Annotated in this window: 11 protein-coding genes and 1 pseudogene; 9 read left to right on the forward strand and 3 right to left on the reverse strand. The window is 34.1% G+C overall.

Features of this window, described 5'->3' with window-relative positions:
• Positions 1–6 precede the first annotated feature (6 nt).
• Positions 7–876, reverse strand: a complete 870-nt coding sequence (locus KSU66_RS06195) for a hypothetical protein (RefSeq protein WP_269050543.1) — start codon at positions 874–876, stop codon at positions 7–9.
• 192 nt (positions 877–1,068) lie between these two features.
• Between KSU66_RS06195 and KSU66_RS06200 the strand changes: the two are divergent.
• From KSU66_RS06200 to KSU66_RS06215, 4 genes and pseudogenes are all read left to right on the forward strand, one after another.
• Positions 1,069–1,299: pseudogene (locus KSU66_RS06200) on the forward strand (ATPase, T2SS/T4P/T4SS family); the annotation flags it as partial.
• 1,670 nt (positions 1,300–2,969) lie between these two features.
• Positions 2,970–4,493 (forward strand): hypothetical protein, encoded by a 1,524-nt coding sequence (locus tag KSU66_RS06205; RefSeq protein WP_269050544.1) that lies wholly within the window; start codon positions 2,970–2,972, stop codon positions 4,491–4,493.
• A gap of 7 nt (positions 4,494–4,500) precedes the next feature.
• On the forward strand, positions 4,501–5,112 hold the full coding sequence (locus KSU66_RS06210) for a hypothetical protein (protein ID WP_269050545.1): 612 nt from the start codon (positions 4,501–4,503) through the stop codon (positions 5,110–5,112).
• Positions 5,105–7,708, forward strand: a complete 2,604-nt coding sequence (locus KSU66_RS06215) for an AAA family ATPase (protein WP_269050546.1) — start codon at positions 5,105–5,107, stop codon at positions 7,706–7,708. The genes KSU66_RS06210 and KSU66_RS06215 overlap by 8 nt, the downstream gene beginning before the upstream one ends.
• A gap of 240 nt (positions 7,709–7,948) precedes the next feature.
• On the opposite strand, the gene istB is transcribed toward KSU66_RS06215, so the two are convergent.
• Together istB and istA are read right to left on the reverse strand one after the other, a co-directional pair.
• Positions 7,949–8,668 carry an IS21-like element helper ATPase IstB gene (gene istB / locus KSU66_RS06220; RefSeq protein ID WP_269050547.1) on the reverse strand — a complete coding sequence of 240 codons (720 nt, stop codon included), beginning with the start codon at positions 8,666–8,668 and terminating at the stop codon, positions 7,949–7,951.
• Positions 8,665–10,176 (reverse strand): IS21 family transposase, encoded by a 1,512-nt coding sequence (istA, locus tag KSU66_RS06225; RefSeq protein ID WP_269050548.1) that lies wholly within the window; start codon positions 10,174–10,176, stop codon positions 8,665–8,667. The genes istB and istA overlap by 4 nt, the downstream gene beginning before the upstream one ends.
• Before the next feature lie 362 nt (positions 10,177–10,538).
• Between istA and KSU66_RS06230 the strand changes: the two genes are divergently transcribed.
• From KSU66_RS06230 to KSU66_RS06250, 5 genes are all read left to right on the forward strand, one after another.
• Entirely contained in the window at positions 10,539–11,561 is a 1,023-nt protein-coding gene (locus KSU66_RS06230; protein ID WP_269050549.1) for a hypothetical protein, read from the forward strand.
• 243 nt (positions 11,562–11,804) lie between these two features.
• Complete coding sequence (locus KSU66_RS06235) at positions 11,805–12,497, forward strand: hypothetical protein (protein WP_269050550.1); 693 nt, start codon at positions 11,805–11,807, stop codon at positions 12,495–12,497.
• Positions 12,498–12,709: 212 nt separating this feature from the next.
• Positions 12,710–13,180, forward strand: coding sequence for a restriction endonuclease (locus KSU66_RS06240; RefSeq protein WP_269050551.1), 471 nt, complete (start codon positions 12,710–12,712; stop codon positions 13,178–13,180).
• Positions 13,181–13,278: 98 nt separating this feature from the next.
• Complete coding sequence (locus KSU66_RS06245; RefSeq protein ID WP_269050552.1) at positions 13,279–14,238, forward strand: hypothetical protein; 960 nt, start codon at positions 13,279–13,281, stop codon at positions 14,236–14,238.
• A 481-nt stretch (positions 14,239–14,719) separates the two neighbouring features.
• A complete protein-coding gene (locus KSU66_RS06250; protein WP_269050553.1) occupies positions 14,720–15,574 on the forward strand; it encodes a tyrosine-type recombinase/integrase in 855 nt (284 codons plus the stop codon).
• The last annotated feature ends 252 nt before the right edge of the window (positions 15,575–15,826 follow it).

The following is a 15,826-nucleotide window of genomic DNA, read 5'->3' on the forward strand; positions in this document are numbered from 1 at the left end:
AGTTATTCATTCCCTTATTAACGGGGCAAGCCATACATCAACCTTCGCCATGCCATTACCAGATCTCTCATACATATACTTAGCAATGTTTTCTCCATCTAAATGGTAAGGCACTTCCCAAAAGATCGTTATTTCTTTTACGTCTGATTCGTCGGCCAGTTTAGCTGCTAAATGATCACTATACATTTCAAGCATTTCTCTAGTTGATTTTGCACCATTTTTAACATCCCACTTTAAATGCGGAAGCACAATGAAATTATTTTCCGTGTCACTTTCCATATTATCGTTTACAAGTACCTTGGAGGTGGCAACTTTATTAAAGTCTTCCTTAACAATACTTTTAACAGTTTTTGTTAAGGTAAGATCACGTCCATTTTCTTTCTTTGGGACTTCCGTCTTTAGTGTTTCTTCTTTCGCTTTCACTTTTGTGGCAGCTTTCTCTTCCGCTTTTTTCTTTTCAGATTCAGCCATTAATGCTTCTTCTTTCGCCTTCAATTCTGCGGCGACCTTTTCTTCTGCTTCTTTCGCTTTCAATTCCAAGGCAGCCTTTTCTTCTTCTTTTACTTCTTCCTTCTTCGCAACTTCAGCTTTTTCTTCTTCGGTTATTTCGGGTTCAGTTTCTTTTTCAGGTACAATAACATCCTCAATTTTAGACTTGGCATTGGCGGGCTTAGCTTCAACCTTCTCTACGGGACCAATTGTTGCGGCAAAGACAATAAATGATACGACCGTAACCCCGAATGTGGCACCAAGAAATTTCAACATCTTCTTTCCGTGCGGTTTGTTTTTCTTGATAAATGAAATGAGTCCACGTATACAAAAGTAAAGCATGACTGGAAAAGTTAGCAATAGAATAATAAAAAATAAGTTATTCATAATATAATCCTCCTAATATTTCTATAGTTCTATCGTACGACATTGGGGAGGGGATGGCTATACTTAGATAAATAAAAAGAGAGCGGTTAGGCTCTCCTAGTTTAAGTTCCTTCTATATAAGTTTCATTATCCCTTGGCTGATTGGAAAATCTATAGTTTTTGCATTGTTTTATACTATGCCTTACTGTGAATCAGCTCAATCGACATGTAATTACGCTCGAAGATCCTGTTGAAAACAATCATTCACATTTACTTCAAATTCAAGTTAATGAACGTTCGGGTATGACGTATGCTTCGGGTTTAAAAGTCATCTTACGTCATTCTCCAGATGTCATAATGATTGGTGAAATTAGAGACAGTGAAACAGCAAAAGTTGCTGTAAGCGCTACACTTACGGGGCACCTCGTGCTATTGGTAGAGCACTTACTTACTCAATTAAACACGATATCACTGATTTCTAAGGATTCCGGAACCCTTGTAATCCGTCACATAGTTTGAGATATCGTCATATAAGTTGAGACAGGTACATCTGGAAAACTTTGATAGATCAAGGTTGAAATTCATTCGCTTGAGAAAAGCAAATTCATACTAAAAATGATGATAAAATAAGTCACAAGGATTGAGACAGCAGGACATTTTCGTCATATAAATTGAGATAGCGTGACATTTCCGTCACATAAGTTGAGACAGCACAGAACGTCCGTATATACGTATCTCGAAAATATCCAGAAACCTTTATTGGGAATTCATGAAATGCGACTTGACGCCTTTAAGGGCATTCTACCTGTCAGTCGTTAATTTGCAATCCATTATATATTCTTGATTTCAAGGAATGGAAATAGTGAGTGAATGCACGTTCTTATGCTTGCCATACCTCTTAATGGAAAAAAGTATTATTATCGATGAGGTTTTGCCCCTTCACTTTTCACTTCAGTATTAACAACGTAAGGGTTCTTAACCTTAATGCCATTTGACTATTCAATAACCTGATTCTAAGTATGGTATACTGATACATAAAATAACAAAATTATCTGTTTTTATGGGAGGTTAGACATGCTTGCCAAACCCTTACAAAACGAATTTAAAAGTATAGACCAATTATTAGAAATTTATTGAGGGGCAGAAGAAGAGATCTAGATGCTTACTTAACTTAAATTAAAATTAATGAAAGATTACTTGATACTGAAACCAATGTTCACTGTTTTATGATTGTTCATGATGGCAACAAGGTTCCAAGAGCAGAGCAATCGGCAATGGAAGTTGCCACAAGGGTCTTTAATTATGCCATTCCTAGGTCTGAAATTGAAAAAGCAAAGCAACAAGACCTTGTAGATAATACAACTGGTAATACAGTTAGGTTAAAGATGAAAGCTAAGGTCTGTTTACTTCTATTCCGAATACTGGTGAAGGTGGCGAAATGCTTTTATATATGCTTGTTTAAAGTTTTCTAGGTTATCCTCAATTATTTTGTAAAATGCCTTTAAAAACGCACCATGATAATGAACTTCACTATACGCTAGGTTTAAATTTATAAAATATTTCCCCTGCTACAATGACATTCTTAAATATTATATAGAAACTGAAGTGAACTCGGATTTGTTGAAAGAAATCCCTAATATGAATGTTTGGCTGGAGTTTGGTGCATCAATCGAAACTCAAATTTCATTAATGAGTTTAGGCTTATCACGTACTCCTGCTATTGCGATATCCGATTTGATAAGCAGGGACACCTAACCCTAGAAGATTCTATCGACTGGTTGACAATAAATTTTAGTCATCTGGATCTTTCTCCTAATATGATGAAAGAAATTGAGAAAGTAGTAAGTTTTTATGATCAAATTAGAAAGTATTAAAAGAATAGATCCAACTTAGAAAGTGATTTGCTCCAATTCGTCTAACTAAAAACAGACAAGGTACTGCAAAGATCAAAGTATTTGTTAATTTCGTAAAGAGCATTTTGGGGTGAAAATCACAAGTTTTCTATCGGGAGTCGTTTTATATTTGTTAAAAAGCCCTTAAATTCCATGGGAATAGGAATTTTGTTGTTTGTTGTATGATGTAAAATTAGGAAAAAGGATTGTGAGGGTAATGGGATGACCGCCAATGCAAAAGAAACAGTAGAACAAATTCATGACCTCAATAAAAATAGAGATGCGTACCACTCAATAAACGGATATTTTTATCAATTCGAGTTAACTTTACTCCATATCCTTGAAGATGGCTCGAGGAATGATGCGTTTGAAGATGTTGATTGTCAATCTAGCTATATGATTGAGAGAATCGAGGATTATGTTAAATACTTTGATACAGACGAAAAGAGTTTTATTAGAGTTGCACAAATTAAGCATCATTCAAATCAGACTAGTCCATCAAAATATTACGATGCTGTTCTTTTTCTTTATTATAATTACCTGAATTTTCTAGAAAGTGATCTCCCTAACACGGAATACATTGCAAGACTTTTTCATTATGATCTATCAGCGGACAAAGGAAATATTAAGCCTATCTTAGACTCAGCTTTCGATTCACAAGAGAAGAAGAAAAAGAAGAAAAAAGAAGATGACGAGGAGAAAGAAAGTAAGACAGGTAAACCGATAAAACGCAATGATGATATTTTGGACAAAATTCACAAGACTGCGTTAGACAGTGAAGAGAGCAGAGTAGCCTTTGCTACAATTTCAAAATTTGTTAAAACCAAGAGCTATGAAGATGTTTCTGAGAGTCTAAAGACTAAACTCAAACAACGATACCAACATCTTACTCCATACAACAGCGAAGAATTCTTGTATGCAGCTTCAATTAGTAAATTGATAAAAGAAGGTGAGAGGGGTAATGAAGTATCTTTGCGGAGCTTGGATATCTATTTTAATGGTGAAGCAGAACAGATAGAAAACTTCTATGCACTGAAAATAACAGACTATGTAATGGGGTTAATTGATTCAAATATTATTGATGTCGAAAAAAATCCATTGGGTAGAGGTGTTTACGAGCAGTACGAAGATATATATATAGATATTGCCGATTTCATTAAAGAAAAGTTTGAAACCAACGAGTACCGAAAATCTTTTTTATTATCTACAAGCCCTAAAGAAATTAAAAAGTTTGAAGCGAATACTTCAGATGAATATATAGCTTTTACTGAAGCGAGTGATGCTATTTTGCAATTGTTATCTAAGCTCTCCAAAATCATTTTTCACTATTTGGATTCTGGTGGAGAGGCAATTGATTTAGACGAATGGTTTGAAATTAATGATCAGGGGTGGTTATTTAAATATCCAGGTGAGCAAAGAGGGATAGGGGTTATCACTGGAGATTTCTCATCAGATGTTTTCTCTTCACTACGGCATATCCTTCCACGACTAAAAAATGAAAAGTTAAGACCTGATGTTTGGTATGTTAAATATGATGATGATTTATTTAATGCATCTAAAATTATGAAATACGAACACGATTATTCAGATGTTCCAATAGAAGGAGAGGAAGAGCTTCATCCTTACTTTTGTGATCCTACCGAAGATCACTTTCACATGCAGTGCCTGAGGTGTCTATCTCTTGGAAGATATTCCGAGTATCCTAAAATACACGAGATATTTATCCATGGTTGTAGAGAGGAATGAGAAAGAGTTGAAAATAGAAATAGTAAGTCAATTTCTCAAAGATCATGATTTTTTAGAAAAAGAGTATCTCCGCACATGGTCAAGTAGTAATGCCCAGGGAGAAAAAGAAGAAGTCAGTAGAAATATTCTCCCTTTTTCTAGAGTTTTTGTTGATAAGAACGAAAAAGAAATTTATATCATCGAAGAGAAGAGTAGCTACTTTACTGTTGAAGAAATCAACGAAATGGAAAATGGTATCCTTGCCTTTATACAATTTTTATCAAATAAAGAATCGATAAAATTTAACATCAACTTATTGCTTCTTTGCCCACTTAATGCAATAGATAAAACGGAAGAGATAACTAAATTATTAAGTTTTGAAAGAAGTAAATACACATGTAGAAAAATAATATTAAATACTGCTAATCTAGACTTTAATCAAGAGTTAGCGATTCTTCCATCTTTCCCTATAAGCATAAACAGCGAACTTTCTCAAGAAAAAGTAGGAGAATTAAAAGATAAAATAAAAGAAGTTGTTGATGAGACTATATATCAAGAATTATTGAAAGAAAAAGATGAAATAGATTTAGAAAAAATACTTAATCATTTAATTATTGAGGATGATTTTCAAAGTGAATAGAAACTTTTTTATAAAAGATGTAGAAATAAAAAATTTCAGGGGTTACTCGAATCAAAAATTTGATTTTTTTAAAGGCAAAGAAGATTACCGCGGGTTAATATTATTAGGTGGACCGAATGGGTATGGTAAAACATCCTTGTTAGATGCAATTGAATGGTGCTTTACAGGGTCAGTTCATAGATTGAAAAAGGATTTTAGTACGAGGAGAGATAGTAATAACAAATTGTTAAAGTCATTAATCAGAAATAATCCTAGTGATATGGAAGTATGGGTGAAGATAAACGTATTATTTAATAATGAGCAATTAGAAATAGAACGCTTATTTAACCAAACAGATGAAAGTGAAGCCTTTTATCCCCAAAACAGCTTTTTTAAAGCTGATGGTAATTTAATTGAAGAAAACAATACAATCGATTCTATTATTGGCAAACCGATTGCAACTGATTTTTATGAACGTTTTACATGTTCTTATGAGAAGAATATTACGATTTATGAAAAGAACAGGACAGATATTTATGCAATGTTTTCTTCCTTTTTAGGAGGAACGAAAGATATTCAAGTTGCCATAGGTAATTTGGATGGTGGAAATGCAAATGAAGGTCTCATTAGTAAATTAGAAAACAAAATTAATTCAGTTCATAAACCAAGTTATGTTATTTTGAAGGATACTTATGAAAAGCTAGAAACTAAGTTAGATGCATTACTTAAAGAAAAAGAGACAAGTAGTGATATTGCCGAACTGATCAGTGATTATCCAAAGGTTAAGGCGTTTGATGATGAAATGATACCCTCCATGTCATTACATGGAGTTGGTGATGATATTGAAAAGAAATTAATTCAATTCAAAAAACAAAATAGTAGTCTGATGAAACTAAGATTTCTCAAAGAATATAGTACAGCTTATAACGAATCTAAAACCTATAAAGAAGATTTAGGAAAAGAAAAGACATACAACAGTTTTATGGAACGAGTTTATCAACCATATCACCTTAAAGAAGAAGATATACAAAGTATACAGGGAAAAGATCTAGATACTATTAAAAGTGAAAAAAGAAACCTGGAGTCAATCAAAATAAATCTAATGAAATTTCAGGACCCAACTAAAAACGGTGCTTCAAAGTTAAAGGAACTCAGTCAAGAAATTATTGATGAAGACGATGCTCATTTAGCATTCTTTGTAGTGGTTAAATCACAGTTTGTGACCCGTGAGTCATTATCAAATCAATTAGAAGGATTCAAAACACCAGATAAAGCGCTTCAAGCTTTGCGATTGTTAGTTGACCATACTGAAGGATTCGAAAAGCATAGAGAAAAAGAACACAACGCATGTCCGTTATGTGGAAGTGAAGAAAACTTCCCTGATAAAGAATTGGAACTCGCAAAAGTTGCGAGGGATGTTTTGGGTGTAGTTGATGGAAAAAGAGCAGACCTTCAGAAAGAATTTGATGATTGTGATACAGAATTAAAAGAGACGTATAAGACATTTTATGAATATTTACTTGATAAAATTGAAAAAGCTTTGTTTGAATTAATAAAAGTAATCAATAATTTTACCAATCTTCAATCGTATATCTCAGGCTGTGTTTCTTTCTCAATTGATATTAATCAACTTACTCAATCTCTCCTAGAAGAAAAGAAAGAGGAGTTCAAGAATCAATTGAAAGAAACGTTAGTTCTTGCGACGCTAGAAACAAGTATTTTGGAGCAATTAGTGAATGAACAGGGTTTTCTTATGGCAATCACTAGTCATCATAACCAGGAGCAGCAGGTAAGAATACCAGAATTTAAAGCATTTAATATTGTCGATAAAATTAATGGTTTAACTCAATTTATTGATTATTATCAGGATATACTAGGAAATACAACTACTGATAATGTTTTTAATGACATGAAAATAGAGTTATTAGTGGGTAAGATTACTACCTTAGATAAACTCATCCAGTTGGTGGAGAATGATAAAGAGATCCAAAATATTTCTTCTGAAATTAAGGAACAAAAAGAATTATTTAAAGAAAGTGATAAAATATACACAAGAAGCAAAATGGAATTAGTTGAATTCAAAAGAATATCCAGAGATTTAAAAGGCTTAAGAGTTCAATGGGATAAGGACAGAGTTAGTGAAATAAAGGAACCTCTGCAAAAGATTTATAAAAGAATTAATAGACATACAAACATCAAGGATATTAATTTAGTAATTGAAGGTAGAACGAATAAAATTGCGGGGTTATGGGCGAATACGAAAGAAGATGAAAAAATATTTGCGCCTAATATATTAAGTGCTGGACAATTATCTGTTGTTGCTCTTTCAATTTTTATCTCTGTTGCATTAGGTCAAAAAGAGAGTCCTTTTAAATGTTATTTTATGGACGATCCTATTCAAACCATGGATGATCTTAATATCCTATCTTTTATTGATTTATTACGCGCGGAGTTAGCACCAAAAAATCAATTAGGAAATCAATTCGTAGATCAATTATTTTTCACCACTTGTGATGAAAAGTTGGAAAGACTCATCTCGCATAAAATGAAAAATTTTGGTGTGAATTTTTCACATGTTCATTTCACTGGTTACGGTAATTTTGAAATGAAAGCTTAAAAAACAGACGTGACCATTCACGTCTGTTTTTCTAATTAACTTAGATGTCTTTTAAATAAAGAACTGCTAAGCAAATAACTTCTGGCAAAGTAGAACCTTCTATTTTAAATAAAGGAGTTCTGTCTTCATTGGGATTAACTATGGTGCATTCATATTTATCTCTAGATATCAAGTGTATTTGGCAAGCGTAAAACGTACAGTTTGGCAGTTAAAAATGTACAACACTTGCCAACCAGGGTGTCATTGATTCATTAATGAATCCTTATGACGAAAACTATCACGGTTGAAAACGATTAAATGTGAGTAATGAATAAGACGATCAATAAATGCTTCCGTTAAGATTGGATCACCAAAAACATGATTCCATTGACCGAACTGTAAGTTCGTTGTTACGATGACACTTCGTTTTTCATAACAGAGATTGATTACTTGAAACAGGAGCTCTGCTCCTTGCTTGTGCAGCGGTACATAACCCAATTCATCGAGGATTAATAAATCTAGGCTCTCAATTTGTTTATAAAACTTCCCAAGTGTTCCTTTCTCGTTGGCTTCCAAAAGACTGTTCACAAGCTGTGCCACCGTATAGAATCTCACCCGTTTCCAATTCTCCTGTACAGAATTCCATCCGGCCAAGGCAGCCATAAGTGTCTTACCGACACCAACACCGCCATAAAGAATTAGATTCTCCTTTCTCTCTATGAATACGCCGCTCAGGATATCTTCCTTTGTAATATTGCCATTCATGTGAATCCCTTGCCAGTCGAGTTGTCTGCCAGATATATCTGGCAGACAGGATTGACTTATAAGTAGGTTTAACTTTCGTTCCTCCCTTTGCTGTATTTCCTTTTCAAAGAGGATAAGCAGGAACTCTTCATGCGTCTTAGCTTCCACTTCGTGATAATGTTCCCGTATCCAACTCAACTTTAAGCGTTTTGCGTGTTCTTCAATGGTGTTTCTCATTGCGGCTCACCTCCATTTACAACCATTAGCTGATCGTAATGGGAAAGTCCCCTAGTTGAATTTATGGTGGTTGGAACGGAAGGTGGAAGGGATAGTGTTTCCCGGATACCTCTTCCGTTCACAAGCTGATAATAAACATGTTTGATAGAATCTGTGGTTGGATGCCCGTGTTCAGATGCAATTCGTAGGGCCTTCAAAGATATATCAAAATCCTGTTCCTTCAAAATGACGGATAAGAGTTGAAGGGCATTCCGTTTTTCTTCAGCTGTACAATTTTCAAAAAAGGTTTTCCATTCATCCGGCAACTGATCGTAAAATGAACTGTACTTTAAAGCAGTTGGCCTTTTGGCCATCAACGTCAGATAAGGTTGCCAATCCATGGATTTCTTTGTTTCCCCATATAGTCTAGGATGGCTTACAATCACTTCATTCTCCTCATTTAGAAGCTCTATAGTATCAAATGAGACTTTCCCTAGTACCGCTTTTCCTGAAAAACGTGGAGAAGTGGAATATTGTTTTGTATCGATACGGACAATTCCATACTTATCTGCTTTGACCTGCTCGAACCGCACACATTCATATGCCTTTCCGGGAAGTTGAAGGAATCGCTCTTTATCTTCCAAATACAGTTTGGCAATCACATTATCCTTTTCGTAATGGCGACGATTCCGATCTTCCAGGCTCCAATTCAGTGTCTGCTCATTCAAGACCGAAAGGTCTTCGTAATATATTTCTGGCAATAGATAGTTATTCCGTATGTATTTGACCATCGATTCCACATGACCTTTCTCATTTCCGCTACCCGGATTACAGAATTCATATTGGAATCCGTAATGGGCAACGAAACGAGCGAATTCATCCGTTAATTTCCGTTCGCCGTTTGGCAGTACCTTTTTCACCGCAGGTGACAGGTTATCGAAACGGATCGTATGCGGTACACTTTCCATAAAGGTGAACATGTTTGTCAACCCTTGCAGGAAACACTCCCGATTTTGGGAAGAGAAGACTTGGAACAAGAATGAATTACTGTTAGGGAAAGAGAGAACCAGAAAATGTCGAATGACCTCTTTACCCCTATACTTGAACGGAGCTTCTCCAAAATCGGCCTGTGCAGTTCCGGCTATCGCTTCCAGTGGTAAAGCAGCGTCGTTGTTCTCTTCCAATAAGGCAACTTTCCTTTTTTCCACATAGTCACGGACCGAACGGTCAGAACCTTGAAATTCATGCTCCTTAACGAGAAGGTCATAGATCCGCTGCGCTGTTCTCCTAAATTTCTTTTTCTTCCCCATATCTTCAAGAAGCCATTGATCAATAATCGGCTTGACCGGATCCATCACCTTGGCTCTTCTTCTTTGTACAGGTTTCACCTCCGGACTAAAATCCTCCATCTCGGAATATTTCTTAACCGTCCTGCGATCCAGCTCCATCTGTTTCGCCACCGATGAATAGGACCTTCCTTTAGTGTTCGTCTCTAATCTGATATAATTAATTTCAGCCATTGCTAACATCTCCTATATACCTCCTATGAACGTTATGCCCAAAAGGAGTGTATGTATTTTAATAGATGTTGGCAAGTGGCTCTTTTTATTATGAGCATAAATTAGCTGCCGTTTAGTACATTTCAATCATGCCATAAACACTTAATTGAGTAACCCGTTCAGTTGAGTGGTACAAAACTTTAAATAACGCTGCAAATATCAATACAAATAACACTAAATTAAAGTACAAATTAGCATTGCTTTTTTTATATGTTTATCGAGATATTCCAGCAATAAAAGGAAACTAATTATTGATGTGGTACTATTATTGAATGGTGAAGATTTAAAATTCCGAATATTATCAGCGAGCTTTATTCCTAGGGGGAGAACAAATGAATTTGGAAAAGTATCTTGAATTACAAAATAAAGAATTTGAAGAGTTTATTTATGATTCGTCAAAACAGATCTTACTAGCTGCAGAAACTGAGGAGGATTTAATTGATTTTTATAGAAGACGAGGCGAGACGGTAAAAAAATATAAAGATGATGGTCAATCTTTTATTGCTGTAACAAAAAATAGTGAAGTTCACTTATTTATAAAAGATTCTAATCGTTCATATAGGAGCATATTTAAAGATTTCCTATTTGATAGATTTGGAGTTCCAAAAGAAAGTATTAAAAGTGAGTTGAATGTAGATCACGTATTCAATAAGGCCCGTGCAAAAAGTTACTTTATCAGAATGATTCTATTAGATGAGAAAGTAAATAAACAATGGGGGAGGGCATATGAGAGTGTAATTACTAAGATTGAAAATACTATAATGAGCTCAAAGAAAAGACTAGTATTACTTGACTATTCACTTCTTTTAAAGGTGATTGGCTTTGATAGCCCCAAGAAGTCACAAATAAAAAACGATAATGATATTATTCAAATCTCAAATGCAATAAAGAAGAAATTGGATAATAAATACCCTGATAACAGCATTGAGAAATATAGTTTAGAGGTATTTCTAAGAGCAGAGTTAAATTTATTAAAGAATAAAAAATGGCGAAATCCTACATATTTAGAATCTAAGCAATTGGAATATAAACTTACTGCTCAAAATGACACTGCAGAAATTCATAACATACGAGAAACATTTCATTATCTAAGTCTTGTATCATATGAACCGATTGTTGATATATTTGGTGATGAAATTGAAATCTATGGTGCTGAATTATGCAATTCTGGCCAAATAATTTCAAGAGATATAAAAGATATTATTGATCATATTCTAAATTATCTTGAATATGCTACAGAAGTTTTAATTAGATTTATTGAAAAGAACAGGAAATTAATAGAAATTAAAATTACAACTTTTAAGGAATCTTTTAGAGATGATGATACTTACTCCTATAAATTTTACATACGTTAATTAGTTTAAGTAGCATTAACTCAGTAAAGTGGATAAATGTTAGTGAAGATGTCATTAGGGGTGAAATAGTTATTATTTCGCTATCGGGTGCGTTTCTACACGAAGGAAATCGTACCCTTTTATTGAAGTATAGAGACTTGTTTATTAAAACAGGAGAAATAATATATTATAAATTACTTGCAGGAAATGAAACATAAAATTCGGAGTAATGGCCTATAGAAAGTCTAGGAAGGATTGATTGGTTTGGATCCAGCTAATTACATTAAAGACATGCTAGGAATAACAGAAGGAACAATCGTAGATACAGCAATGGATGTTAGTGTAGGAATAGCACCATTGATTGGAAAAGTTTATCAGTCTTTTCAGATGTTAAAACTTCAAAAGAGGATGCAAGAAAATATACAACAATTACAAACTCTTAAAAATAAAATAGAGTCAAGTGAGAATGAAGTTTTTTATAAGCAAGAAGTTTTTCCACTTATAGTAAAGAAACTAATTGAGGAAGATGAAGATATTAAAGCAACAGTTATTATAGATGGTTTTGAATACGTTATTGACAATGGTATAAATGAAATTGAAAGATTCTATCATTATTATGATGTTTTATCTGAATTAAGGTTTAGCGACATAGTGATATTAATTGAGGATTATATGCCATATGAAATGAGAAAAAATCCTTCTTTAAAAATAAAGTTTCCAACAGATGAAGAAATGCGTTCTAACAAATACAAGGAGCAAGAAACAATCAAAACCTATCAAAAAAATAAAATGGTTCGATTGGGACTTATAGAGAATAGAGTCGCTAATATAGATGGTGGGGATTTTAATGAAGAGGGAAAGATGAGTTTAATTAGAGAAAAAACGATTATTACTGATTTTGGAATACGCTTTTTAAAATTCTTTGCACTAGATGCATCACCAGAGAAACCAGAATAAAACATTGAGAGTGTCTTATTTTCTTCAACTATAGGGTGCGTTTCTGTAAGACGGTTAGAAGTTTTTCCATTTACTTCAAACAGCGGGTTTATGATGAACTCCTGAAGATATATTCGTATAAAAGATTACCGGATACAAAGGTCCATCCCACAGAATTAACTGAGGAAAATGGTAGCCCAAGGGACTTCATAAAGACTTCCGCATATCTAGGTGTGAATGCAATCAAAGGAACCCCGGTGGAAAATTACTTGTATGATACAATTTTATTTGATTCTGAAATTGAGAAAAATAATATACTCGAGAATATCAGCAGTGTTGAGGTGTTTGGAAAAATACCAAAACGAACCATGCAAATACCCTTCATTGACGGGAGCACGTATAGTCCAGATTTTATGTATGTAATAAAGGATAAAGAAGGAAAATCCATAATCAATTTAGTTGTTGAGAGTAAAGGAGTAAAGAAGAAGCAAGATCTAAGAGGTACGGAGGAGCATAAAATAGAAGCCACCAATAAACTCTTTGACATGGTTAAAGAAACAGGAACCAATAATGAATATGGACAAACAAAGTTGGAAGACATAGGCAAGGTGTTTCGTAATAAAGGAATTAGCGTTAGTTATACAAGGCAAACAAACAACGAGAGGATACTTGATTTAATAAATGATTTAATAGACAATGGTTGAAAATCAACTGAGCAATACTGGGGTGGATAAGTAGTTGGAATAATGGACATATCCTCCTTGTCAAAGAACTTTTCACGTGAAAGGAGTTGGGGAGGATTATGGAAATTCCAATTGAAATGGTTTCCGATGAAAAAGGCTATTTAGATCGAGAATGTCCACACGAGGAATGTGAGTTTATTTTTAAAATCCATATTGAGGATTGGAAGAATAAAGTTTCTGATGAGAAAGTATATTGCCCAAGATGTGGACATATAGCCCCCTCTGATCAATGGTGGACTCAACAACAACTTACTGATATGAAAGAAATAGCCATGCAATGGGCATTAAGCCAAATTCAGAAAACTATTCAAAAATCTTTCAAGGAAATGTCCAGGAATTCAAATAAGTATGTTGAAATTTCATACAAGCCGGGAAAAAAGGTTACGTTTCAAAATAACCCAATTGGTCAACAAGAAGAGTGGGAACTGGAAATCCATTGCGATCTATGTGGCACCCGAACGAGTGTTATAGGTACAGCGTACTTTTGTCCCTGTTGTGGACATAATGCCGTTGACCGGGTGTTTAATGTGTCAATGGATCGTGTGAAAAACCAAATTAATTCATTAAACGAAATGCAGGAATTACTTGAGAAAGTCTATGATAAAGATACAGCAACAATCATGATTCAAAACTTGATAGAAACAAGTTTGAAAGATATTATCTCGGCTTATCAAAAATTTGCAATGGAGAGTTTTAACAAAGGCTGTTTGAAAAAAGTGAGACCAAATGACTTTCAGATTGTTGATAAAGGAAGCAGGTTATTCAACGAATACTATGGTACAGGCTATGAAGAATGGTTAACAAGTGATGAAATTAACTTCATGATCGTAATGTTTCAAAGAAGACATATTATGGAACATAACAATGGTATAGTTGATGATAGATACCTGCATAATTCTAATGATAAAACCTATCGGGTTGGTCAAAGAGTAGTCTGCAAAAAAGAGCAGGTATTAAGGCTGTTAGAAATCATTAAAAAGCTGTCAGAGAATATCTCTTTAGTTGTTATTATTGTATAAACGATTGAAATTATTTTTTGAAACCAAGAAATTCATTTAAATAAAATGTTGCAATTAAAACCTCTTCCCTTCGTAGTTTTTAACTCGTAGTCAAAACAGTATTCAAATTATAAGTTGTTAGCAAAGAACCCTGGTAAATACTGATGTTTTAGCGCTCTTGAGTGAACGGGTTCGTCTCCCGCCGTCTTTATGCCTAGAAATCATATGATTTCAAACAGCGTTAAAACCCTTGGTAATCAAGGGTTTTTTCTTTTCCCTTAATTCATCGAGTTTCAACTAATCGTATTCAACATTTTACCTCAGATACTGCTTTGATATATCGAAACTCTCGCAGCAAAACAGTGAGAGTTTTCTTTTTACAACATAATATAAATTATGTTGTATTTTTGTGTTTTATTATATATGATTATGCTTATAATGCAACATAGTTTATAAATTATAATGAAAAGTAAATGCAACATAATTTACAGGAGATGATATTATGATAGGTGCATTCCAAGAATATTTAAATTCGAGTGAGCTAAGTGAAAATACCATCAAAGGATACACTCAATCCGTTAAGGGATATTTAAAATGGTTCGATGAATCAAAAGGTGTTTCATTCACAAAGTTGCATCGTGAAAATATGCGAGAATATATATCTTACCTTAAAGCAATTCAAACTGTCGGACCTAAAACGATTAACACGAAATTAAGTGGCTTGGTAAAATTCAATGAGTTTTTAATTCAAGACAATAAACAGTCGGATCTAGTAATTGAAAAAAGTGATTTCATTAAAGTTCAGCAACAGTATGCATCCCTTGCAAAAGTTGAACTTCAGGATGCAGAAATGTTTCGTCAGTTAGTGTTGGATAGTGGAAAGGCAAGAAATTATGCAATCGTAACTGTTCTAGCTTATGGGGGATTACGCATTTCAGAAACGCTCAATTTAAAAGTGACTGATATTAACTTAGTATCCCGTGAAATACTTATTGTAGACGGCAAAGGCGATAAATCCAGAACTGTTTTTATGGGAGAGAAAGTGAAGATTGCCTTACAGTCTTGGCTGCGTGAAAGAAAGGAGAAAGAAATAGATTGCGAATACCTTTTCCCGAGTAATCGAAACAAAAAGTTGGATCGTACTGTTGTGAATCGGTTGTTCAATACTTATTCAGCCAAGATTGGAAAAGATATAACTCCTCATGATCTTCGTCATTTTTTTTGTTCAAATGCGATTGAGAAAGGTATGAGTATTCATGAAGTGGCGAATCAAGCGGGACATTCAAATATCCATACGACGATGTTATATACGAACCCTACCAAAAAAGAAATGCTGGGGAAAATGAATCTCCTTTAATAATGAATCTATAATTGGAGAGGTTCCATGCGATAACTAGTGTAACACAGGGGGGCTGCCCGGTTTGCAGATTGATTTCATGTAGCGAACCCAATTTTTTGTTCAACTAACGGGGCAGTTTAGTTGAAGAAGGAAATTTACATCTAACATTGAATTATTACAGAAAGTTTTTTTACAAATTAGGAGGTGTTAGTATGGGTGCTTGGGGAGTAGCAATATTATCCGATGATATTGCTGAAGATATTAGATTTA

Source organism: Sporosarcina sp. G11-34 (assembly GCF_026931025.1).